The 23566-nt window shown below is 57.1% G+C and carries 22 protein-coding genes; 9 read left to right on the top strand and 13 right to left on the bottom strand.

Annotated features, from left to right (window positions below; all coding sequences use genetic code 11):
* The first annotated feature begins 69 nt into the window (after window positions 1-69).
* The 3 genes from ftrA (at window position 70) to FHC48_RS00100 (ending at window position 2208) form a co-directional block, all read left to right on the top strand.
* Complete coding sequence (ftrA, locus tag FHC48_RS00110; protein ID WP_220420480.1) at window positions 70-1077, top strand: transcriptional regulator FtrA; 1008 nt, start codon at window positions 70-72, stop codon at window positions 1075-1077.
* Between the two features lie 40 nt (window positions 1078-1117).
* A complete protein-coding gene (locus FHC48_RS00105) occupies window positions 1118-1654 on the top strand; it encodes a dihydrofolate reductase family protein (RefSeq protein ID WP_059364285.1) in 537 nt (178 codons plus the stop codon).
* Between the two features lie 323 nt (window positions 1655-1977).
* Window positions 1978-2208 carry a DUF2554 family protein gene (locus tag FHC48_RS00100; protein ID WP_059364337.1) on the top strand — a complete coding sequence of 77 codons (231 nt, stop codon included), beginning with the start codon at window positions 1978-1980 and terminating at the stop codon, window positions 2206-2208.
* On the opposite strand, the gene FHC48_RS00095 is transcribed toward FHC48_RS00100, so the two are convergent.
* Both FHC48_RS00095 and FHC48_RS00090 read right to left on the bottom strand, forming a co-directional pair.
* On the bottom strand, window positions 2209-4173 hold the full coding sequence (locus FHC48_RS00095; protein WP_021242519.1) for a U32 family peptidase: 1965 nt from the start codon (window positions 4171-4173) through the stop codon (window positions 2209-2211).
* An 80-nt stretch (window positions 4174-4253) separates the two neighbouring features.
* A complete protein-coding gene (locus tag FHC48_RS00090) occupies window positions 4254-4781 on the bottom strand; it encodes a helix-turn-helix domain-containing protein (protein ID WP_008502254.1) in 528 nt (175 codons plus the stop codon).
* Between the two features lie 89 nt (window positions 4782-4870).
* Here FHC48_RS00090 and FHC48_RS00085 point away from each other — a divergent pair, with 89 nt between their 5' ends.
* The gene (locus FHC48_RS00085) at window positions 4871-6037 is read left to right on the top strand and encodes a benzoate/H(+) symporter BenE family transporter (protein WP_220418731.1); all 1167 of its coding nucleotides are present in this window, start codon (window positions 4871-4873) and stop codon (window positions 6035-6037) included.
* Here FHC48_RS00085 and FHC48_RS00080 read toward each other — a convergent pair.
* Window positions 6017-6889 carry a helix-turn-helix domain-containing protein gene (locus FHC48_RS00080; protein ID WP_021242522.1) on the bottom strand — a complete coding sequence of 291 codons (873 nt, stop codon included), beginning with the start codon at window positions 6887-6889 and terminating at the stop codon, window positions 6017-6019. The two genes, FHC48_RS00085 and FHC48_RS00080, sit on opposite strands and share 21 nt — an antisense overlap.
* Window positions 6890-7062: 173 nt before the next feature.
* Here FHC48_RS00080 and FHC48_RS00075 point away from each other — a divergent pair, with 173 nt between their 5' ends.
* Window positions 7063-7959, top strand: a complete 897-nt coding sequence (locus FHC48_RS00075; protein ID WP_059364290.1) for a DMT family transporter — start codon at window positions 7063-7065, stop codon at window positions 7957-7959.
* 34 nt (window positions 7960-7993) lie between these two features.
* Here the strand turns inward: FHC48_RS00075 and FHC48_RS00070 are convergent, their stop codons facing one another.
* Entirely contained in the window at window positions 7994-8668 is a 675-nt protein-coding gene (locus FHC48_RS00070; protein ID WP_008502258.1) for a DUF3313 domain-containing protein, read from the bottom strand.
* A gap of 135 nt (window positions 8669-8803) precedes the next feature.
* Entirely contained in the window at window positions 8804-10399 is a 1596-nt protein-coding gene (locus FHC48_RS00065; protein ID WP_032663535.1) for an ABC transporter substrate-binding protein, read from the bottom strand.
* Window positions 10400-10510: 111 nt separating this feature from the next.
* Here FHC48_RS00065 and pepT point away from each other — a divergent pair, with 111 nt between their 5' ends.
* Window positions 10511-11740, top strand: a complete 1230-nt coding sequence (pepT, locus tag FHC48_RS00060) for a peptidase T (RefSeq protein ID WP_059364292.1) — start codon at window positions 10511-10513, stop codon at window positions 11738-11740.
* Here pepT and tehB read toward each other — a convergent pair.
* Both tehB and tehA read right to left on the bottom strand, forming a co-directional pair.
* Window positions 11737-12330, bottom strand: coding sequence for a tellurite resistance methyltransferase TehB (gene tehB / locus FHC48_RS00055; RefSeq protein ID WP_045353998.1), 594 nt, complete (start codon window positions 12328-12330; stop codon window positions 11737-11739). The two genes, pepT and tehB, sit on opposite strands and share 4 nt — an antisense overlap.
* Window positions 12330-13331: a dicarboxylate transporter/tellurite-resistance protein TehA gene (gene tehA / locus FHC48_RS00050; RefSeq protein ID WP_059364295.1), complete on the bottom strand. Its 1002-nt coding sequence runs from the start codon at window positions 13329-13331 to the stop codon at window positions 12330-12332. Before tehA ends, tehB begins: the two co-directional genes overlap by 1 nt.
* A 122-nt stretch (window positions 13332-13453) precedes the next feature.
* On the opposite strand from tehA, the gene ydcK reads away from it, so the two are divergent.
* Window positions 13454-14434 (top strand): YdcK family protein, encoded by a 981-nt coding sequence (ydcK, locus tag FHC48_RS00045; RefSeq protein WP_059364297.1) that lies wholly within the window; start codon window positions 13454-13456, stop codon window positions 14432-14434.
* On the opposite strand, the gene rimL is transcribed toward ydcK, so the two are convergent.
* The 4 genes from rimL to FHC48_RS00025 all read right to left on the bottom strand — a co-directional run bounded on the left by rimL (window position 14429) and on the right by FHC48_RS00025 (window position 19068).
* Complete coding sequence (gene rimL / locus FHC48_RS00040) at window positions 14429-14968, bottom strand: 50S ribosomal protein L7/L12-serine acetyltransferase (RefSeq protein WP_032651826.1); 540 nt, start codon at window positions 14966-14968, stop codon at window positions 14429-14431. The genes ydcK and rimL overlap by 6 nt on opposite strands.
* A 103-nt stretch (window positions 14969-15071) precedes the next feature.
* Window positions 15072-16727, bottom strand: a complete 1656-nt coding sequence (locus FHC48_RS00035) for a glucan biosynthesis protein D (RefSeq protein ID WP_021242530.1) — start codon at window positions 16725-16727, stop codon at window positions 15072-15074.
* Window positions 16728-16969: 242 nt separating this feature from the next.
* Window positions 16970-17743, bottom strand: a complete 774-nt coding sequence (locus FHC48_RS00030; RefSeq protein ID WP_021242531.1) for a transporter substrate-binding domain-containing protein — start codon at window positions 17741-17743, stop codon at window positions 16970-16972.
* A 155-nt stretch (window positions 17744-17898) separates the two neighbouring features.
* A complete protein-coding gene (locus FHC48_RS00025) occupies window positions 17899-19068 on the bottom strand; it encodes a pyridoxal phosphate-dependent aminotransferase (protein WP_059364299.1) in 1170 nt (389 codons plus the stop codon).
* Window positions 19069-19182: 114 nt separating this feature from the next.
* On the opposite strand from FHC48_RS00025, the gene FHC48_RS00020 reads away from it, so the two are divergent.
* Complete coding sequence (locus FHC48_RS00020) at window positions 19183-20025, top strand: LysR family transcriptional regulator (RefSeq protein WP_008502268.1); 843 nt, start codon at window positions 19183-19185, stop codon at window positions 20023-20025.
* Here FHC48_RS00020 and FHC48_RS00015 read toward each other — a convergent pair.
* Both FHC48_RS00015 and FHC48_RS00010 read right to left on the bottom strand, forming a co-directional pair.
* Window positions 20012-21517 carry a carboxylesterase/lipase family protein gene (locus FHC48_RS00015; RefSeq protein WP_059364301.1) on the bottom strand — a complete coding sequence of 502 codons (1506 nt, stop codon included), beginning with the start codon at window positions 21515-21517 and terminating at the stop codon, window positions 20012-20014. The two genes, FHC48_RS00020 and FHC48_RS00015, sit on opposite strands and share 14 nt — an antisense overlap.
* A gap of 43 nt (window positions 21518-21560) precedes the next feature.
* Window positions 21561-22904, bottom strand: a complete 1344-nt coding sequence (locus tag FHC48_RS00010) for a VOC family protein (protein ID WP_059364303.1) — start codon at window positions 22902-22904, stop codon at window positions 21561-21563.
* Window positions 22905-23211: 307 nt separating this feature from the next.
* Between FHC48_RS00010 and FHC48_RS00005 the strand changes: the two genes are divergently transcribed.
* Window positions 23212-23566, top strand: a 355-nt coding sequence (locus tag FHC48_RS00005) for a helix-turn-helix domain-containing protein (protein WP_220420479.1), incomplete at its 3' end; no start/stop codon positions are given.

The following is a 23566-nucleotide window of genomic DNA, read 5'->3' as shown; positions in this document are numbered from 1 at the left end:
CTTCCTCATCTTTGGCGTTTGTGTTAACACTACTCTATCCACAAATTCAGCTCATGAATGCGCTCGCTTATGCCAGAAAACAGCAAAAAGATGACAACGTTAAGACAGATTGCCCGCCCGAAGGTGGTGGTGCTGGCGTATGACGGTCTGTGTACCTTTGAGTTTGGGGTGGCGGTGGAAATCTTCGGCCTGCCGCGGCCCGAGCTGGGTGACGACTGGTATCGTTTTGCCGTGGCAAGCGTTGATGACGGTGAGCTTCGGGCGACAGGCGGGATCCGCATCATTACCGATGGCGATCTCTCCCTGCTTGCGTCTGCCGATCTGATCGTGGTACCGGGCTGGCGGGGGATGGACTCGCCGGTCCCGGACGCGCTCTGCAACGCATTACGTCAGGCCAGCGCGCGGGGCTGTCAGCTACTCTCCATCTGCTCGGGCGTGTTTGTGCTGGCCGCCTCCGGTCTGCTCAACGGACGCAAAGCCACGACGCACTGGCGCTACATTGAGACGCTTAAAGCCCGCTACCCTGACATCGACGTGGTCGAGGATGTGCTCTACCAGGACGAAGGCGAGATCCTGACTTCCGCAGGCAGTGCGGCGGGGATCGATCTCTGTCTGCACGTCGTGCGTCGGGATTTCGGGATGGAAACCGCCAACAGCGTGGCGAGGCGGCTTGTCATTCCCCCTCACCGGGATGGATCTCAGCCGCAACAGCTGAGCCGCCCGGTAGCGCAGCTGCGGGAAAGCCAGCGCCTCGGTCAGCTGTTTGATTTTCTGCACACGCATCTTACCGAGCCGCACAGCGTCGACTCGCTGGCGCGTCGTGTCGGTATGAGTCAGCGCACGTTTCTGCGTCGCTTCGAAGCGGCAACGGGAACGACGCCTGCCCGCTGGTTACTCAATGAGCGCCTGCTGTGGGCGAAAGATTATCTGGAAAGCAGTCGTTTAAGCATCGACAGCATCGCGGAACAGACCGGGTTTGGTCAGGCATCAACGCTGCGTCATCATTTTCGCCAGCAGTTCGCGATTTCCCCGGCCCAGTACCGTAAACAATTTTCTCATGCCGGTACTGCCCGCTGAGGCGTCAGTCTTTTGGTTTCGCTGGAATACGGAGAACCTGATGGTCACCACACACGTTTTTATCGCAACCAGTCTTGATGGCTACATCGCCCGACACAATGATGATATCGACTGGCTGCTGCAGCGCGATGACCCGAATGAGGATCATGGCTACACGGCGTTCATCGCGGACAAAGACTGGATCGTGATGGGCCGGGGGAGCTATGAGAAGGTGCGGACCTTTGAGACATGGCCTTATGACCGGCCCGTGCTGGTGCTCTCCCGACAGCTGGCCGACACGCCCGTACCCGACGCGCTGAGGGGGAAAGTACAGTTTTCCGGCCGCACGCCAAAGGAGGTGCTCGACGATCTGGCGAGGCAGAACGCCCGTCGCGTCTATCTCGATGGTGGGCAAGTCATACAGTCGTTCCTGCGAGAAGGACTGGTGGCCGATATGGTGATCACAACCGTTCCTGTCCTGCTCGGTTCGGGAAAATCGCTGTTTGGCGCCCTTCCCGGGGATATCGATTTGACGCTGGTCTCCAGCCGCTGCTTCCCTTCGGGTCTGGTGCAGTCGCACTATCGGGTGACGCCATAACCCCACGGCCAACACCGCTACGTTATGCGCAAAAAAAACCGCCAAAAAATGGCGGTAAATGCTTGCATGGATAGATTTGTATTTTGGTCTCTACGTCCCGACACTCCATGGCCGGGCTGCGGATCCCATACAACCTAACATTCGTTGTCTTAACGAAGGTTAAACAGCCTTTTTAACCCGCACTGGTAATGATCTCTGATGAGATGCAGCGCGCCTGAAATCATACTCTTTGACATTCCCTTTGCGCTAATTTGAACTTTTGAATAATAACCATAATAAATAATCGGCATCATTAAGCCGCAATGTTATTCGGCGGTGACCTCATGGTTAAAAAAGGTTTATCTCTCGTGATGCTTATCTGTGCCCTCTTTTCGGGCCAGCTTATGGCCGAGCACAAAGGACATGAATATCTGTGGGTAAAGAATGTGGATCATCAGCTGCGTCATGAAGCCGATAGCGATGAATTGCGAAGCGCGGCGGAGGAGTCGGCGGAGGGTTTGCGCGAACACCACCTGTGGCAGAAATCGCGCAAACCGGACACGCACGTTCGGTAGTTAGCTGCCCTTGCGTTTTGGCAGGGTTTTCATCAGATCGTCCGGGCTGACGGACGCCACAATACTGCCGGGCTGCGGCATTTTGAAGATGTGGTTTTTCATCTTGCCAATCACATGCATTTCGCAGGGACGGCAGTCAAATTTGAGGGTCAGCACTTCGTCACCGTTTACGAGCTGCATAGGCGTGGCCTTCCAGCTCTTGATGTTGCCTTTCGCCTGCTTAGGACACAGGTTAAACGCGAAACGAAGGCAGTGTTTGGTGATCATCACCGGCACATCGCCCTTCTCCTCATGCGCTTCATAGGCCGCGTCGATCAGCTGCACGCCGTGGCGATGATAGAATTCACGCGCTTTATGGTTGTAGACGTTGGCGAGGAAGGATAAATGCGTATCCGGGTAGACGGGCGCAGGAACGGTTTCCGCTTTACGGCTAGCGCGCGGGTAGTTCGCCAGGCGCGCGTCATCCAGCATCTCGGCGGTTTCACGGCGGAACTGGTTGAGCAAACTGTTCGGCACAAACAGGGCATCCGGCAGGTTGACCTCAACGTTGCGGGCGTAGTAAATCGTCTGCCCCAGCTTCGCGACGCCATCCTTCAGGCTGTTGAGCGCTTTCTCCGCGTTGTTTGCCACCTCGAACAGGCCATCAAGCGTATGCGTTACGCTGATGCCGTCTTCACAGGTCATGGTCAGAATCAGCTGCTCTTCCCAGCCGCCCAGTTCAATATCCACCGCAATACGACGTTCGCTGGAGGTTTTCAGCAGCGCCTGCTGCCAGTTATGATCGAGGTTACGGTTAAGCGCCGCGTTCGGTCGCGCCTTGTAGAGATCGGCCGGCATTTCATTCGGCCATACGCGGTAGCGGTTCTCACCGGTTTTCTCCACCGTGTTGGCGCGGAAGCCCACGACCTCACGCTTAATCATCACGTTAAGGCCATCGCCGTTCGCCAGCGGCTCCGTCACCGCAACATCAAGGTGATCTTTCGCCACTTTCAGCACTTCACCCACCGGCAAACCGATAAACTTCGGTGAGTCAAACGCGCCGATATCCCCTTTACGGGCATTCACGAAATAGTCCGTGCTGCCGCGGTGGAACGTTTTGTCCGTCGACGGAATAAAGAAATGCTCGGTACGACCGGCCGACGCGCGCGCCAGGTCACCGCGATCTTCGATGATGGCGTCCAGCATCTGGCGATAGTGCGCGGTGATGTTCTTCACGTAGCTCATATCTTTATAGCGCCCTTCGATCTTGAAGGAACGCACGCCCGCGTCGATCAGCGCGCCCAGGTTGGCGGTCTGGTCGTTATCCTTCATCGAGAGCAGGTGTTTTTCAAATGCCACCACGCGGCCCTGATCGTCTTTCAGGGTATACGGCAGACGGCAGGCCTGAGAGCAGTCGCCGCGGTTGGCGCTGCGGCCCGTCTGCGCGTGGGAAATGTTGCACTGGCCGGAATAGGCCACGCACAGCGCGCCGTGGATGAAGAATTCAATCGTCGCGTCTGTCGCCTGGTGAATATCGCGGATTTGATTCAGGTTCAGCTCGCGCGCCAGAACGATCTGCGAAAAGCCGACGTCGGAGAGGAACTTCGCCTTCTCTACCGTGCGGATATCACACTGGGTACTGGCGTGCAGTTCAATGGGCGGAATATCCAGCTCCAGCACGCCCATATCCTGAACGATCAGGGCATCCACCCCGGCCTGATAGAGATCGGTAATCAGACGTTGCGCAGGCTCCAGCTCATCATCATGAAGAATGGTGTTCAGGGTGACGAACACCTTCGCCCCGAAACGGTGGGCGAACGGCACCAGCTCAGCAATATCGCTCAGGCTGTTGCTGGCGTTATGGCGGGCACCGAAGCCCGGGCCGCCAATGTAGACGGCGTCTGCGCCATGAAGGATCGCTTCACGGGCAATGGCGGCGTCACGGGCCGGGCTTAAAAGTTCAAGATGATGGGATTGCAGGCGCATACTTCGTCGTTATCCGTTATGGTCAAAATGGCGGCTATTGTAGTCAGAAGTCTGCGTCAGCGAAACAGTTTTGCGTAGCCTCAGCGGGGATAATGAATGAGGGAGTGAAAATGCACCGTCCGGTCGCTGCTGTTGCGGTAGGCGTGCGGTTTATCGCCGGCAAAACGGACGCCGGAATCGGCTGAAATCGTCTGCCACTTGCCCTCGAGCTTCATCTCCAGCTCGCCGCTGACCACCACCACATGTTCAATCACCCCCGCCTCATGCGGCGTGGATTCACTCAGGGCGCCGGGGGCCAGGGTAATGGAGAAATAATCAAACCGGAGCGCCTCGTCCCACGGAAAGAGCGGCTTGACGACCATCGCCTGCTGCTGCGGGTCAAACACCGCCTGCCGGTCCGCCTCCGGTGTAATGAAGGCGGAAAACGGCACGTTCAGTCCCGTGGCAATTTTCCACAGCGTCGACACCGTGGGGCTGGATTCATTTCGCTCGATTTGCCCGAGCATGGCCTTTGATACGCCGGTTTCGTCCGCCAGCTTCGACAGGCTCCAGCCCCGTGCCTGGCGTAATGTTTTCAGTGTTGCTGCAAGGTGTTGTGTGATGTCCATATTTCCTCCTGACGACGAGCATACCACTTGTACGCTATAACGCACAGTGTTACCTTACCCCGGACGTTATAACGCACAACGGAGTTTTCATGCGCCCTTCCTCTCATTTTGTTCCGGTCATACTGGCTGGATTTGTCGCCGTTCTGGTGGGTTACGCCAGCTCGGCCGCCATCATCTGGCAGGCCGCCGCCGCGGCTGGCGCCAGCGCGCAGCAGATCGCAGGCTGGATGACCGCGCTGGGGATTGGGATGGGCGTCAGCACGCTGGTGCTTTCCTGGTGGTACAAAGCGCCCGTGCTGACCGCCTGGTCAACGCCCGGCGCGGCGCTGCTCGCCACCAGCCTGCACGGCGTCACGCTGGCGGAAACCATCGGCGTGTTCATCTTTGCCAACGCGCTTATTTTGCTCTGCGGCATCACCGGGCTTTTCGCCCGTCTGATGACGCTGATCCCCTATTCGCTTGCTGCCGCCATGCTCGCCGGGGTACTGCTGCAGTTTGGCCTGCACGCGTTTGCGCATCTTGAGGGGCACTTTCTGCTGTGCGGCAGCATGATTGCGGCATGGCTGATCGCCAAAGCGCTGTCGCCGCGCTATGCCATCGTGGTCACGCTGCTGGTGGGCGGTATCGTGGCCTGGGCCGGTGGTGACGTTGTCACGGATAAGCTCACGCTTTCACTGGTGATGCCCGAATTTATTGCGCCCGCCTTCACCTTCACCAGCCTGGTGAGTATTGGCTTGCCCTTCTTCCTGGTCACCATGGCCTCACAAAACGCGCCGGGGTTCGCCACGATGAAAGCCTCCGGTTACCCGCTGGCGGTCTCACCGCTCATCATCGTGACGGGGGGACTGGCGCTGCTGTTTTCTCCGTTTGGCGTCTTTTCTATCTGCATTGCGGCCATTACAGCCGCCATTTGTCAAAGCCCGGATGCACACCCGGACGCGGATAAACGCTGGCTGGCGGCCATCGCAGCCGGCGGGTTTTATCTGCTGGCGGGAATTTTCGGTGGATCCATTACCGGGCTGATGGCCGCGCTGCCGCTCAGCTGGATCCAGACGCTGGCCGGTCTGGCGCTGCTGGGCACCATCAGCGGGAGTTTATATCAGGCGCTGAGTCACGAAGCGGAGCGCGACGCGGCTATCGTCACATTTCTGACGACCGCAAGCGGCGTCACGATCCTGGGCATCGGTTCGGCGTTCTGGGGGCTGGTGCTGGGCGGGGTATGTTACGCCCTGTTTTCACGCGCTCGCCGCGCGTAGCTGCGACGGCGTCATGCCCGTCGCGCTGCGAAAGCGGTTGCTGAAGTGGCTGGCGGAGTTAAACCCGCAGGCCAGCGCAATGTCCGTCAGTGGCATGGAGGTATGCTGCACCAGCTCTTTCGCCTTGACCATTCGCCTGTGCATCACGTACTGATGCGGTGCCAGCCCCGTCGACTGGCGGAACATGCGGGCAAAATGGTATTCGCTGAGGGCGGCCTGCACCGCCAGCTCGGCCAGCGTCAGGGGCTGCCCGAGGTTCTCTTCGATAAAGGCGAGGACGTTGCGCAGCACGAACGGCGATAACCCGCCCGTAACGACCGGCAGCTTCCACTGCACGTTTGAGTAGTTTTGCAGCAGATGGGTCAGCAGCAGCGTGGAGGCCGTGCTCAGGGTGAGCTGGTTGGCGTGCTGCTGCCAGTCACAGCCCAGTAAAAACTGGCGATACAGCGTGGTGATCTTCGGGTCGCTGCCAAAAATACGCTCGTCCAGGGTCAGCGAAAGCGGCCGCTTATCCCAGATTTTTTCTCCCACGTCGCGCAGGTGTTCATCGGTGCAGTAGAGATGTACAAACGACAGGTCATCGCGGATATCCCACGTCGATTCGCTCTCTTTGGGCATCAGGCAGAAACGGTCCGGCCCCCCGCCGTTCTTCCAGCCTCCTGGCGTTTTTTGATAGCTTTCGTAGCCGTCCGCCACGTACAGGCTGAGAGTATGATGATTGCTCTTTACGGTGATCGTGTCGTGCTTGTTGTACCACGCGGCCAGCTGGATACCCGAATTCAGCGAGACGGTTTCCCGCAGGACTGCATTCTGTTGGCAAAGCGTTTCAAAGGTATCGTAAGCGTGAGACATAACCGTTAGCGCGTGAAGAATCGGAATATCAGTCTAAGAAGAGTTGTCGCCCGTTGCCAGTCCCTCCAGAAGAAAAAAGCGCAAGATTTTGCAAGTCTGCCGCAAGCGGGTGAAAGCCCGTTACGCATCTCAGCGTCATACTGCGGGCTTCCGCGGTTTAAGAAGAGACAACTATGAACGCATTATTATACGGACTCGTGGTCATTATCTGGGGAACCACCTGGATTGCGATTTTCCTGCAGCAGGGCCCCGTCGCGGCGCCGGTGTCGATCTTCTGGCGCTTCGCCGTCGCCAGCCTCACCATGATGGTGGTGTTACTCGCCCTGCGTCGCCTGCGCACGCTAGCGCTTCGGGATCATCTTTTTTGCCTGCTTCAGGGATGCTGTGTTTTCTGCTTTAACTTCTGGTGTTTTTACACGGCAGCGGCACATATCAATACCGGACTGGAGTCGGTGATCTTCTCCATGGCGGTACTCTATAACGCCATTAACAGCTTTATTTTCTTCGGACAGCGCCCGCCCGCGCGTTTCTGGACGGCGGCGGCGCTGGGGCTGGTTGGGATTGTCACCCTCTTCTGGGACGATCTGCTGGCCAGCGGCTGGAGCGCGTCACTCCTGACGGGCATTGGCCTTTCCGCACTCGGCACGTATGGGTTCTCGCTGGGTAATATGATCAGCATGCGCCATCAGCGCAGAGGCCTGGAAACCATGACCACCAACGCCTGGGCGATGCTCTATGGCACGCTGGTGATGGGCTGTATTGCGCTGTTCAGAGGCGATAGCTTTGTGCCGGAATGGACGGTGAGCTATCTCGGCGCGCTGGTGTATCTGGCCGTGTTTGGCTCGGTGATTGCGTTTGGCGCCTACTTCACGCTGGTGGGACGTATTGGCCCGGGCAAAGCGGCCTACAGCACGCTGCTCTTTCCGCTGGTGGCGCTCTCCATCTCCACGGTGTATGAAGGCTACGTCTGGCATGTCAACGGTATCGTGGGATTAGTGCTGATTCTGGGAGGAAATATGGTGATGTTTACCAAACCGGAAACCTGGTTCAGACGCTTACGAATGGCATAAATAAAACGGCCTGCATTACGCAGGCCGTTTTATTTTATTTCGCGGTCTTTTTCACATCAAACATGGTGGCGTCCGTCGCCATGTCATCAACAACCTGCTTCAGCGTCGCAAAGGTCATTGGTGTGTTTTCGTTATTCAGCTCTTTACCTTCGCCTTTACGTACCACCTTCATGACCGGTTTATTAGTGGCCGCATCGATCAGCTCGCCTTCAAAGAAGAGATGCGTATCCATGGTGCGGTGTCCGGTTGCCATCTGCGTCCCGGCAACCACCAGCGCAACAGGCACCACTTCATAGAACTGCAGCCCCTCTTTCTGCGAACTCACCCCGGTAATCGCGCCACGGAAAATCAGGCTGTGTTTACCCGGCGTGGTGACAACTGGCTTACGCGTACCAATCGCCGTTTTCATTTTGTTATTGGTGTAATTCAACAACTCATCAAGCGTTTTTTGCCCAATTTGCGTGGTGGGTTTTGGCGTTGGATAATAGGTAATTGGCGTCCAGAGAATGCTGTCGTAATTGGCTTCGTTATACGAAGGATCGACCCAACGCAGCGTCGGTTTTCCCGTCGCCGAGGTCGTTTGCTGTAAGCCTGAATAATCTTTTAAAAAGCCGGAGTATTGTTCCGGAGCGGCGACTTTTGAAGAACAGCCCGCCAACGCCAACAGACCAGTAAGCACTGCAACTTTAAAAAAAGTTTGAGTACGCATGATAGTTTTCCATGTTATCTGCAAGTATGCATTTGAAGTTATAGCAAAAGTCTGGCGGGTTTGTTGTGACAAAAAATGATGCCGGGAGCACAAATTGCAAAAAGATTGCCCGGACGCATGCCGGGCAGTGAAAAATTACTGATTTATATCCACTTGCCAGAACAGATGTTTGCCAAACGGGTCGATTTCATAGCCCTTCACCTCCTTGCGCACCGGTTCGAAAATCGTTGAATGCGCAATCATCACCGCAGGCATCTGGTCATGCATCATCTGCTGAGCCTGTTTATACAGCGCCACGCGTTTATCATGATCGGTTATCGATTTGGCTTCAGCAACGATCTTATCAAACGGCTTATAGCACCATTTCGCCGAATTTGAGCCACCGTTCGCCGAGGTGCAGGTAAAGAGCGGGCCGAAGAAGTTATCCGGATCGCCGGTGGCCGTCGTCCAGCCCATCAGCGCGGCCTGATGTTCCCCGCCCTTCACACGCTTAAGGTATTCGCCCCACTCGTAGGTAACGATTTTGGTCTGTACGCCAATTTTCGCCCAGTCCGCCTGAATCATCTCCGCCATGCGTTTCGCATTCGGGTTATAGGGCCGCTGGACCGGCATCGCCCATAAATCGATGCTGACGCCGCTGGCAAAGCCGGCCTCTTTCAGCAGCGCTTTGGCTTTTTCAGGATCGTAGTCGTAATCCTTAAGCTCGCTGTCGGCGCTCCAGACGCCCGGCGGCAGCAGGTTCTTCGCCGCCGTTCCGGTACCGTGGAACACCGCGTCAATAATGGCTGGTTTGTTGATGGCCATCGCCAGCGCCTGACGGACCTTCACGTTATCCAGCGGCGGCTTCTGCGTGTTGAACGCCAGAAAACCGGTGTTCAGTCCGGCTTTGCTCATCAGGTTGATATCTTTATTGGCCTTCATGCGCGGCAGATCGGCCGGGTTCGGGAACGGCATCACCTGACATTCGTTCTTCTCAATTTTGGCAAAACGCACGGAGGCATCCGGGGTGATGCTAAACACCAGTCGGTCCAGCTTCGATTTCCCCTGCCAGTAGTCGGCAAACGCCGTGAACAGGATCCGGGAATCCTTCTGATACTGCGCCAGCTTAAACGGCCCGGTGCCGATGGGCTCCATATCCACCTTCTCCGGCGTGCCCGCTTTCAGCATCGCGTCGGCATACTCCGCCGAAAGGATTGAGGCAAAATACCAGGCCAGATCGGCGACAAACGGCGCTTCCGGGTGCGCCAGGGTAAAGCGCACGGTGTGGTCATCGACTTTATCAATGGCGGTTATCAGGCTGCCGAACTCCAGGCTTTCGAAGTTGGAGTAGCTGCCGTTAGAGACGTTGTGGTAGGGATGATTCACGTCTTTCTGGCGCATAAACGAGAAAATCACGTCGTCGGCGTTAAAGTCGCGGGTTGGCGTGAAGGATTTATTGCTCTGGAACTTCACGCCCTGACGCAGATGGAAGGTGTAAACCTTGCCGTCGTCGCTCACCTCCCAGCGCTCCGCCAGGCTCGGCACCAGCTCCGTGGTGCCGGGTTTGAAATCGACCAGACGGTTATAGACCGGCACGGCGCTGGCGTCGACGCTGGTTCCCGAGGTGTAAAGCTGAGGGTTAAAGTTTTCCGGCGATCCTTCGGAACAATACACCAGCGTTTTCGCGGCGACGGCGGAACTGACCGTGAGCGCCGCAAGCGCCAGCGCAATAGTTGTGAGTTTGCTTGTCATCATTTATTCCTGTCTTTTTAATTCGACGGCTAATTAATTCTTTTGCCATTTCATAAATAACATTAAAGTGAAGTGGCAAACACCCGAAAAATAAATAAGGAACAAATCACTATGGGCTCGCCGCTTTCCAGACAATTAACGCACCGTTTTTTCCGCTATCTCGCGATCACCAGTCAGAGCGATCCCAGAGTCAAAACTCTGCCCTCAACGCCGGGCCAGCACGACATGGCGCGCGAGCTGGCGCAGGAGCTGGCACAGCTGGGGTTAGACGATATTGTGATTGATGAATTTGCCACGGTAACGGCGGTAAAAAAAGGCAACGTGCCCGGTGCGCCGCGCATCGGCTTTATTACCCATATTGATACCGTCGACGTGGGACTTTCACCGGATATTCATCCACAAATATTAACGTTTACCGGTGAAGATCTCTGTCTGAATAAAGAGAAAGACATCTGGCTGCGGGTAGAGGAGCACCCAGAAATTCTGGCTTATCCGAACGAGGAGATTATTTTCAGCGACGGAACCAGCGTATTGGGTGCCGATAATAAATCGGCGGTCACGGTGGTCATGACGGTGCTGGAAAACCTGACGGCGGAGCATCGGCATGGGGATATCGTCGTGGCGTTTGTGCCTGACGAAGAGATCGGCCTGAACGGTGCAAAAGCGCTCGATCTTAAGCGCTTTGACGTCGACTTCGCCTGGACTATCGACTGCTGCGAGCTGGGGGAAATTGTCTACGAAAACTTTAATGCGGCAGCCGCGGAAATCCGCTTTACCGGCGTGACGGCGCACCCGATGTCCGCGAAAGGCGTGCTGGTAAATCCCCTGCTGATGGCGACTGACTACATCAGCCATTTTGACCGCCAGCAAACGCCCGAGTGCACCGAGGGACGTGAAGGCTATATCTGGTTTAACGGCATTCAGGCCGGACAGAACGAGGCCGTTCTTAAGGCCAATATCCGCGACTTTGACAAGGAGCGCTTTGCCGCGCGCAAGCAGCAGATTGCCGACGTGGCCGCGCTGATTGCCGCCCAATATCCGACGGCCAAAGTGGACTATCGCATTGAAGAGACCTACAGCAATATCAGCAATGCGATTGGCGAAGACCGACGCGCCATCGATCTGATGTTCGAGGCGATGGAATCGCTCGGCATCACGCCGAAACCGACGCCGATGCGCGGCGGCACCGACGGCGCGGCGCTCTCGGCTAAAGGGCTACTCACCCCGAACTTCTTCACCGGGGCGCATAACTTCCACTCGAAGTTTGAATTCCTGCCGCTGTCGTCGTTTGAGGCGTCTTATAAGACTGCCCTGCAGATCTGCCTGCTGGCCGCCCGTTAAGCGGGCTTGCGTGCCAGCATCGTGGCAAAGCGCAGCTTGATGCGGTTGCCGTTTTCATCGGTGCGGTGCAGTTCGCCAACGTCCTCGTTGTATTTGAGCAACTGCCAGCCTTCATAGTAGTTGCTCAGCTCACCGCTCCTGAACGCAAACGGGAAGCCGACCGTGCAGGGGTAGTCTGCCGTATCCATGGCGGCAACGATCAGATTGTAACCGCCCGGCGTCGTGCAGCGCTGCATATTGGCGATAAGGCCCGGGATGGTTTTTGCCTCCAGGAACATCAGCACCACGGTAGAGAGAATAAAATCGTACTGGCCGTCAAAGCTCAGGTTGTTCAGATCCTTAATCGCGGTATGCAGATTAGCGATCCCTTCTTCCGCCTTGATGCGCTCGATATTGTCGATGCTCATCGGGTTCTTGTCCCACGCGGTGACATCGTAGCCGTTGGCTGCAAGATAAAGGCTGTTACGGCCGTTGCCGCAGCCCAGATCCAGCGTTTTACCGGGTTTCACGATCTCCGCGCTGTACAGCACTTCTGAATGGGTACGCGTTAAGCCATATTTCTCAGTGAAGTAATTCTCATCGACGGTCATTATTGTTCCTCGGATTGCATAAGCTGCGCTTTATCAGCACGAACCAGAAGTTTGCCCTGAAGCAGCAGAATCAATGTACGCACCAACAGCCACCCAATAATCGCGTTGGTGAAGATAAACAGCGGCACGGCAATGGCGTGAAAAAAGCCCGTCGGACTGCTTTGTCCCAGATGCAGACCCGTGGTTGCCAGGGCCGATACGCCAAAGGAAAAACTCCAGAATGAGGCATTGAACGGCTGGGACAAATACCATGGCATCAGGCGGAGCATAAATAGCAGCTGCAGCAGACCATAGCCGAACAGCATTTTCGCAAACGTATCCGCCTGACCGCCATTTACGCTGAACCAGGCGCTACATGCCACCAGCGCGGGCGCCAGTTGAATACCCAATGAAGTACGCAGTGCGGAGGGCAGTTCTCCTGCACTACGAAGACGCTGAAGAATAACCGGTTCCAGGCTGAGCCAGGAAAAGACGCCTGCGCCAAGGAAGACTAACCCTACATCGTTGAAGCCCAGGGCACCGCATGCCATCGCGCTGATAAAATTATTCGCCACCGTAGGCAGATATAATCCAGGCGTGGTCGCCTCTTGCGGATGTTTCCCGCGCCATAACCCGGCGCTTTGCCAGGCGGAGTATGCAAGCTGCACCACCACGCCAATGCCAAACAATGCCAGTGACACCGCGCGAAACCAGGGGACAAAGCCGATGGCGACCAGCATCGTGGTGGCCGGGAAAAGGCTGACAAAACTGCTCATCACCGGGTGCCGCATCTCTGCCAGCACGCTGCGGGGGAAACGGATCGCACGCGTCACAAACGCGACCGTTAAAAGAAACCAGCATATCACCGCAAGGGCTACGAGGCCCTCACCCGGCCAACGCGTCACTGGCCAGAGGGTGCTGGCGTATCGCCAGGCGAAACCCATCCCGATGATGCCAAGCACCATGCCAAAATACCCTGCGGGCAAGTTAAGTACCTGTTGGGGTTTGTTAAATTTATTCATTTATTTTAATTTTTAAAATGTATTTTAAATGCCATTTTAAGCGGTTTCTGCAGCGGATGCCAGCGAAACGAAAAGCCGAAAATTTGCTACGTTTAGCTGAGATGCTAACCAGAGATCAAACGATGAAAAAGTACCGGCTCAGCGATGAAACCCGCCTCTGGCAATGGAAAAACGGCGAAACCACTCATGCCACCACGCTGCGGCAGATCATCGCCACGGCGGACTTTAACGACGTGGCGGTCGGCACGAGAGGCGGCTGGATTGACGATGAGCGCGCCCTCGCACAGGACGGCGACTGCTGGATCTACGATGAAAACAGCGTGGTGTTCGCCGGGGCAACCGTATCCGGCAACGCGCGTCTTACCCTTCCATGCATCATTAGCCATGACGCGCATATCGGCGGCAGCTGCTGGCTGGACGGCGCGGAGGTTAGCCACGGGGCGCGAATAAGTGACAACGTCACTATTCAGCAATCCTGCGTACGGGGCGAGTGCCATATCTACGGCGACGCGCGCGTGCTGCATCACAGCGTGGTCATTGCCGCCAAAGGGCTGACGCCGGACCATGAACGGATTCTGCAAATCTACGATAAGGCGACGGTGAGCCAGTCGCGCATTGTGCACCAGGCGCAAATCTACGGCGAGGCGATGGTTAATTTTGCCTTCGTGGAACACCGGGCCGAAGTCTTCGACAACGCGATCCTCGAGGGTAACGAACTCAACAACGTCTGGGTGTGCGACTGCGCGAAAGTCTACGGCAACGCCCGCGTGATAGCCGGTTTCGACGACGATGCCATCCCGACGGTGCGCTACAGCTCGCAGATTGCGGAGAATGCCGTGGTTGAAGGCAACTGCGTCATCAAGCATCACGTCCTGATTGGCGGTCAGGCATGGCTGCGCGGCGGGCCGATCATGCTGGATGATAAAGTGGTGATCCAGGGGCGCGCGCGAATCAGCGGGGATGTGCTTATCGAGCATCGGGTTGAAATCACCGACGATGCGGTCATAGAAGCGTTTGCTGGCGAGAGCATTCATCTGCGCGGCGAAAAAGTGATAAACGGCGACCAGCGCATCACCCGCACGCCGCTGCTGGGTGCGTTATAGGGTATAAATCCTGCCGTAGATATTCACGTCGTCAAAGCGGCCATTCAGGTATTCCGCTTCCCGCAGGCACCCTTCCAGCGTAAAACCGTTGCGCACGGCAACGCTGTTGCTTTGCTGATTCGCCACCCGACACTTGATCACAAAACGGCGGATCTCACCGCGTTCAGCGTAGTAGCGCATAAACGCCTGCAGTGACTGAGAGAGAATGCCCTGACCCTGGTGGGCTTCATCCAGCCAGTAGCCGATGTAGCCGGCTTTGTTGGTCGGTTCAATCGTGTTGAACGACAGGACGCCAACCAGCGCATCATCCTTGAAGATCAGAAACATTTTGGCGTAGCCGCGCTGGTGAAGCATCTGGTTGCTCTGCACGTTGCGGCGGGTATCCTCTTCGCTGCCCACGTGCTGCGCCCAGTCAAAGGCTGTTTGCAGAAAGGCTCTGTTTTTAACAACGAGATTGTGCAGGTCGGCGGTGTAGCGCTCTTCGACGGCGCGAAGTTCGATATCCTGGGTGACGGGGATGATTTCTGAAGACATGGTGCCTCTCAATTGCCGGGTGGCGCTAGCGCTTACCCGGCCTACGTTTCGAAACTGTAGGCCGGGTAAGGCGAAGCCGCCACCCGGCACAATCCCACAAGGGTTAACGCATTACCCTGTCGTCAACGTACTGACGTTTATCCGGCGCCGGCGGGAAATACTGATACAGCCAGGTTTCACTGATGGCGTCGCCCTGACAGCGCAGGAACAGGCGCATATCCACCGGCTCCGTCGAATCCGACGTCGGGTACCAGTCAAACAGAATGCGATAGCCGTCAAACGGCTCAACGTAGAGGATCTCTACCTGCTTCGCTTCACCGCTGGAGAGCGTAATCACCGGCTCGATGCCTTTTGGCGCAGCGGCCTTCAGGTCGCCACCGACGAAGTCAATCGCAAAGCGACGGGCCCACACTTTCGGGTAGTTTTCCCCTGGAGCCCAGCCTTCCGGGAAGCCGCCCATGCCGGTGCGGGTCGCATAAACGTTCGCCAGCGGGGAGCGCACCGGCGGCATCGCGCTCCAGTAGAGGCGATATTTAAAGTCCAGCTCGTCGCCCGCTTTGACGGCTTTTTCCGGCTGCCAGAAGCAGACCACGTTATCCAGCGTTTCACCGGTGGTCGGGATCTCCATCAGGCCAACCGCGCCTTTACCCCAGTCGTTACGCGGTTCCACCCACAGGCTTGGGCGCTTGTTGTACCATCCCATCACGTCCTGATAGTGCGAGAAATCGCGATCGAGCTGCAGCAGCCCGAACCCTTTCGGGTTTTTATCCATATAGGCATTGAACTGCAGCTTCTGCGGGTTGTTCAGCGGACGACAAATCCACTCCCCGTTGCCGCGCCACATCGCCAGGCGGTCGGAGTCGTGAATTTGCGGGTGAATGGTGTCGCACATGCGGCGTTCGTTATTGCCGCAGCTGAACATGCTGGTCATCGGCGCAATGCCGAGCTGCTTGATGTCCTTACGCGCATAGAGGTGGTTTTCCACCTCCATGATCACCTGGCTCTTCTCGCAGTGGATCACGAACTTATAGGCGCCGGTGATGCTCGGGCTATCCAGCAGCGTATAGACGGTAAAGGTGGTGTCGCCGGGCTTGACGGTTTCAAACCAGAAGGCGGTAAAGTCCGGGAACTCTTCCGGCGTGTCGGTAAAGGTGTCTACCGCCAGACCGCGGGCGGAAAGGCCGTACTGGTAGGTGTCGTCCACCGCGCGGAAATAGCTGGCCCCCAGGAAAGAGACGATATCGCGACGCGCCAGCTCCGGCGCCTTAAACGCGCGGAAGCCCGCAAAGCCGAGATCGCTTTGCCCTTCCAGCTGTTTGGTATCCACGCCCGTTTCACCGTAGCTGAACAGCTCAGGACGGAAGTGGATCTCGCGCGCCATAGAGGTCGACTGGTCCAGCGAGAACATCCGCACGCGGCGGCGGAACCCCATTCCCATGTGGAAGAACTGCACGTCCAGCTGACGCCCTTCAATGTTGTTCCACAGAGACTGCTTTTCGTCGTAGCGAATGGCGTTGTACGCCTGCGGCGTCATGGTTGCCAGCGTCTCCGGCAGCGGACGCGGCGCGCCACCCCACGGGGTTTTCGCCAGGTCATGCGCCATGGATTGCAGTACGGAGAAGTCAAAACGACGGCTCTGGCCGTCAGCAATGTCAGAGTCGGCAGCGTATGCCGCTTTGGAAAACAGGGAAGCAAGGCCGGATGTGCCGCTCAGGGCTGCCACTGCCAGCGAGCCTTTTAGAAAACGTCTGCGATTCATGCCTGGAAAAACGTCCTTATGGTCGTGTGAATGTGTTCCGCGCTCGGCGAAATGACGGCAAGAAAGAACGCACAGCCTAAACAAAAATGGTTAAGAATCCAATTGTTGGCCGGTGATTATATGAACAAAGTGAGAAATATTTTCTGTCGACCAGAACGGCCCGAAAGTGGTGTAAAGAAAGCCTGGAAAATGTGTATAAAAATGCCCCGTCAGGACATCAGCTGACGGGGCCAATGAGGCGGTTATTTTACGCTGACATCGATACCCGGGAAGTACTTATCAGCGAGTTTGGCGATCGTGCCGTCGGCACGTACCTTATCAATTGCGGCATCAAGCTGCTTTTTGGTGGCCTCGTCACCTTTGCGCAACCCAAAACCGATCCCGCTGCCGAGGATGGTGTCGTCAGACACCGGTTTGCCGATGAAGCCAAACCCTTTTCCCTGCGGCTTGCTGAGGAAACCTGCCTGCCCGGCCGCGGACATGACCAGCGAGGCGTCGATACGGCCATTCAGCAGATCGCCCCAGGCCATATTCTGATCTTTATACGACACCACGGTGACACCCTGCTTTTCCCAGTGCTCTTTGGCATAGGTTTCCTGAATGGAGCCCTGCAGCACGCCGATGGTTTTCCCCTTCAGCCCTTCAGGCGTCGCCTCGACCGCCGTCCCGGCCTTGCCGACCAGCTGCGACGGAATACGGTAGATCGGCTGGGTAAAATCAATGCTCTTGCGGCGCTGCTCGGTGATATTCATCGCCGAGTTGATGGCGTCGAATTTCTTCGCCACCAGCCCCGGGATCAGCGCATCAAACGAGGTTTCCACCCAGCTGCACTTCAGCGCTGCCGCTTTACAGATGGCATTCCCCAGCTCAACGTCAAACCCTTCCAGTTCGCCTGCCGCATTGCGGCTTTCAAACGGCGGATATTCGGCTTCCAGACCGTAACGCAGCTCGGACGCTGCGAAGGAGGAAAAGGTACACAGCAATCCCATGCCGACAACTAGCGCGCGTAATTTCATTTCAAACTCCTCAGAGCCTATCCCAGTAGGCGTAATTGTTGAAGACAGTTTGGTACCGGACAGCGCACAGAAACCGGAACGTACATGTAGTACGTGAGGATTTCGAGCACTGCCCGGTGCCAAAATGGCGAATAAAATAGCCTAATGGGATAGGCTCAGCGTGGTTTAACCTGACACAGGGCTTGAGCACCTGCCCGTAACGTCGCCTCATCTTTCGCAAAAGAGAGACGAATCAATTTATTATCCGTACCGTCCGCATAAAACGCCGACAGCGGAATGGTGGCTACACCGTACTCAACGATCAGCCGTTTCACCAGCTCGCTGTCGCGCTCGTCGCTGAACTGGCTGTAGTCCGCCAGCATGAAGAACGAGCCGGCGCTTGGCAGCAGCGTAAACGGCGAATCGGCCAGCAGACTCTGCAGCAGATCGCGCTTGCGCTGGTAAAACGCCGACAGCGACAGCCAGGTTTGCGGGTCAACCATATGTTCAGCAAACGCGTGCTGCATTGGCGTATCGGCAGAGAACATTAAAAATTGATGGACTTTACAAATCTCGTCCATCAGTACCGCCGGTGCAACACAGTAACCCACGCGCCAGCCGGTGACGTGATACGTTTTTCCGAAAGAAGAAATAATCACGCTACGCTCCGCCAGCTGCGGGTGCGTAGCCATCCCGTGGTGCGGCTCACCGTCAAACACCACGTGTTCGTACACTTCGTCAGACAAAATAATGATGTCAGTATTGCGGGTCAGCGCCGCCAGCTGCTGCAGATCGTCGGCGGAGAAGACCTGACCGCTCGGGTTGTGTGGCGTATTGATGATAATCATGCGCGTGCGCGGGGTGATCGCGGCGCGAACCTCGTCCCAGTTCACGGCAAAATCCGGCACGGTGAGCCTGATGGCAACCGGCGTTGCCCCCTGCAGGCGGACAATCGGCGCGTAGCTGTCAAATGACGGCTCAAAGTAGATCACCTCATCGCCCGGATGCACCAGCCCGCTGATTGCCGAGTAGAGCCCTTCGCTGGCGCTGGCGGTCACCAGCACCTCGCGGCCCGGGTCATACTGCGTGCCGTAAAGCGTGGCAATTTTATCGGCAATGCGCTCTTTGAGCGTCTGCAGGCCGGTCATCGACGCGTACTGGTTATGCCCTGCCTCCATCGCGCGGGTGACGCCCGCAACAAGCTTCGGGTCGCAGGAAAAATTCGGTGCGCCCTGAGAAAGGTTTATCGCGTTATGCTGCGCCGAGAGCTGGCCGATAACGGTAAAGATCGTGGTGCCCACATCGGGCAGTTTGGAGCGCGTTTGCACAGGCGTTTGTAAAGTCATCCTCTTTCCCTTCTCATGGACATTGCATAACTATTCAAACAACATCTCTGTTGTCGGGACAATCGAATTGTTGTCATAATAGCCATGAGAAAAATGCATAGCTGAGGTGTTTTCATGTCGCGCCGTTCGCTCCCGCTCAATGCCATCGACGCATTTTTAGTCACCGCGCGTCACCTGAATCTCACCCATGCTGCCGCAGAGCTTTGTCTGACGCAGGGGGCCGTGAGCCGCAAGATAGCCTCCCTCGAGGCCTGGTTTGGCTTTCCGCTTTTTGAACGCCACGCGCGCGGCCTGCGCCTCTCTTCACAGGGCTGCGCCCTGCTCCCGGAACTGCAGTCTGCGTTCGAACACTTGCTGACCGTGGCCGACCAGGCCCGCAGCCAGCAAACCGTGATCAGGCTCAAGGCGCCCACCTGCGCCATGCGCTGGCTGGTGCCGCGCCTGCTGGAGGTGGAGCGTGAGCAGCCGGATCTGCAGATCGCCCTGACCACCACCACCGATCATAACGTCAATTTCAAAACCGAATCTTACGACGCGGCCATCGTGTTCGGCACGCACATGAGCGCAGGCGACCTGCTGTTCGAAGAGGCGCTCACCCCGGTGATAAGCCCGGTGCGGGCGGGTGCCGCACTGGGTTCGCTGACGTTCCTGCACCCGACAAGGGATAAGACAGACTGGTCGCTGTGGCTGACGAAACAGGAAGGTCCGGGCTTTGCCATGCACAAAAATCAACACTTCGACACGATGGATCTCGCCATCACGGCCGCTATTCAGGGGCTGGGCGTTGCCATTGCCGACGAAACGCTGGTGGCCGAAGATGTCCGCGCGGGAAGACTGATGCGGCCTTATGAAACCAGCATAAAAACCGGCGCGAGCTACCGGCTGGTGCTGCGCGAAACGCCAGGGGAGGAAAATGGGCTGGCGGCGTTTCGCGCCTGTTTGCTTAATCGAGGCTGACGTGGTGCTTCATCACCCGTTTGAAGAGGCTCATCCGGGCGCGCATAAAGCGGTTTTCAAGCCTGAAACCTGCATGTTTATTCACGCCAATGCGTAACAAAACGTCCCGCCCTTTTCGGCATGCGGGCCAGTGCGTCGGCCCGGGCAGGATCTCGTGAGGTCCTGCGTCTCGCGCAAAGCTCACCCAGTAATCGGCCACCTGAGCAGCAAACTGCACATCCCGTTCGTTGACATACTGGCGTGAAGGCTCCACCTGGCCGAGGGTATCAAAGACGTAAGGCACTTCATTGCCGTGCCACGCGCCGTTGATATAGGTGGCATGTTCCGCTTCCGCGACATAGTCAAACCAGTAACGCCAGCACAATCCGCCGACGCGCTGCTGCGCCTGCATCACGACGTAGCCCATCGTAGTGAACGCCATGTCGCGGCACACCTGCCTGCCCAGCTCCTCATCGCCTTTGACGCCCGGATAGAGCAGCTTAATCAGCCCCAGCCCGAAGCGTCGCTCCCGGCGAAGCTTCTGGATTTGCCCGGCGAGATCGATGCCAAACACCGCCATCACGCTGGCCTCATCGCTGTTCGAGCCGATCATTACCGGCACGGGGTGCTGGCGAGCGGCGAAAAAGACGTCCAGCATCGCTTCAGGCAGAACGCAATCCCCGACGATGGGGGCCGGAGCAATGTTCAGCGGCGCGGTGAGCGGCCAGAACGCCTCCGGCGGAATGTCGCGCAGCTGCTCGGCTGTCGCCTTTTCCAGGCCAAAATGGGCGGCCAGCGCCTCCCCTTTTTGCAACGCCTGCTCTCGCGGCGTGTCCGGCAAGGTGTACCCGCTTTGCACAATCGCCTTATGGAACAATCCTTCTGCAAGCGGAGAGGCCAGCAGAGAGAGCACGCTGCGCGCGCCCGCGGATTCGCCAAACAGGGTCACGTTAGCGGGGTCGCCACCAAATGCGGCGATATTGTCCCTTACCCATTCGAGGGCGGCGATCTGATCCAGCAGGGCAAAATTATGCACCACGCGATCTTCTTCGCCTTCCAGCGCGGGATGGGCAAAAAAACCAAGATGACCGAGACGGTAGTTGATCGTCACCACAACCACGCCGCGCGTGGCCAGCGCTTTGCCGTTATAGGGCGGTAAGCCACCCGCACCGATGGTAAAGCCGCCGCCGTGCAGCCAGACCATAACCGGAAGCGGCTCGGCGCGCTCTGTGGGAGACCAGACGTTCAGATAGAGGCAGTCTTCCGAGAACTGACCGGGATCGCCCCCGCCCAGCTCCTGGCAATATTCGCTGCTTTGCCAGCTTGAGGCCGAAAAGGCGGTAGCCTCGCGAACACCATCCCACGGCTCAGGATGCCGCGGGGAGCGCCAGCGCCACTCGCCAACGGGCGGTGCGGCATAAGGAATACCGCACCAGACATGGACATTTTCATCGGTTAAACCAGAGAGTGCGCCCTGGCGCGTTTCAACCACAGGGGCGGAAGGATTTTGCATAACGACCTTATTTTTTCCATCACACCCCAGCAGAGTAACGATTTCAGAGCAAACCGCAACGCTGTTTGCTGCGCGTTTCAGCCTCCTCATAGAGGGTAAATTCGTCATACACCGGGCAGCCAAGGGCCGCTTCAAACGCATCGCGGCTGGCGTTACCATGGCTGCGGGCCTGCGTTTCGTTCCCGAGATTGGACTGGAAAATCCCCGCGGCGCTGACCGGGAGGAAATCTTCGTAGGTGATCGGCTGTGCGACGACCCATCCGCGCTCGATCAGCGGCTGCGGATCGTCGCCCGGCCGGAACGCATGGCGATGCGCTTCACCCGCTGGCGTCAGACGGTAGCGGAAATACGCCAGCTCCTGACGGCGCATTAACAGTTCGCTGTCAGGGAAGGCGCTAAAGATCTCCTGCAGATGCAGCTGGTGCGTCAGGTTATCTTTGCCGGTACCAGCCTGGGCAAGGAGGCTATCGTACAGTTCCCGGCCTTTCGGGGTCAGCGCCACGCCGCGCTGCTCAATCTCACCGAAGCGCGCGGTGTGGGTGCCTTTGTGTTCACCGGCAAACAGCACCGGCTCTTCCAGCGCCTTGAAACTGGTTTGACGCAGCAGGACGGGCACCTCGCGACGCGGCGGCCCTTCAATCAAAATTTTCGGCTCAATACCGTACTTCGGCATCAGCTCCTGCACCCGGTCAATATCCAGCGTGCGCGGCGTCAGGTGGTTAATATGGCAGCCCGGGAAGCAGACCACATCGGCGATCAGCCGGTGCTCGTTATGCAGCGCGTGATAGGTCTCCTGATCGACCGTCGCATGGCGGTGCCAGCGGAAGGTTTCCAGCGCTTCCTGCACAAACTCCTGCGCCTGCTCGACGGTAAACTGCCCTTCCGATTCATACAGATCGAGAAGCGCCAGACAGCGCGGGGTGAAGATGTTTCGGTGAGACAGAATTTCCGCCGCACGTTCGCGCAGCGCGACGTTTTCAATCAGCTCAAGGCGCAGCAGCGACGTAAAGATACGGAACGGATTACGGCACAGCGCCGCATCATCAATCGGCCGAAATGCCGTTGAATGGACCGGCACCCCCGCCTGGGAGAGATCGTAATAGCTGACCGGGTACATCCCCATAATGGCAAACATACGGCGCAGGGTTGAAAGTTCTTGCGCACTGCCGACGCGGATGGCCCCGTGACGCTCGACGTTCAGACGCGCAAGCTCATCGGCGTTTGCCAGTTGTTCATGTAATAGTGGATCATTTTCCAGCACCGCCAGGTTTACGTCCGCTACCAGTTCAAGCAAGGTGCCGTACTGCGGAACTTCCTGCTGGTACATCGCCGACATAGCCTGCGAAAAGTGTTCCCGAATGTCATCAGCCGTGATGGTGTTCGCCATGATGTCATGCCTCCAGTGAATATTACCTGGAGTGTAGAGAAACCCGTTCCTTCCGGGGGGAAAGATTTCTGATTTGTGATCTTAAGACGACAGTGGTCAAACCGTGTGCGACTGGCCTCTGAACAAGCTTTAACGAAACCGCCCTTTCGCGCCTGTCGCTTTTTATCCAGGATTTTCCTTATAATTATTTATGGTTTCGCTTTCTAAATAGATGCGCGGAATAGTAGATCACTGAAAGGGAACTCAGCCCGGATTGTGCGATCTGATCAATCGCCAAACCAACCAAAACCACCAACCGGACTGAGCGATGCCGATCATAGCACCAATACCCCGTGGCGAACGACGCCTGATGCAGAAAGCTATTCATAAAACGCGCGATAAAAATCATGCCCGCAGACTCACGGCCATGCTGATGCTTCATCGGGGTGAACGGGTCAGCGATGTTGCCAGAACTCTCTGTTGTGCCCGTTCATCCGTTGGTCGCTGGATTAACTGGTTTACGCACTCAGGTATTGAAGGCCTGAAATCCTTACCCGCAGGGCGCTCCCGACGCTGGCCTTTTGAACATATCTGCACCCTGTTACGTGAGCTGATAAAGCATTCTCCCGGCGATTTTGGTTATCAACGTTCACGCTGGAGCACCGAATTACTGGCATTAAAAA

The organism is Enterobacter sp. EC_50, from assembly GCF_019584525.1.
GTDB lineage: Bacteria > Pseudomonadota > Gammaproteobacteria > Enterobacterales > Enterobacteriaceae > Enterobacter > Enterobacter roggenkampii.
This window is presented reverse-complemented; position numbering and strand designations above follow the sequence as displayed.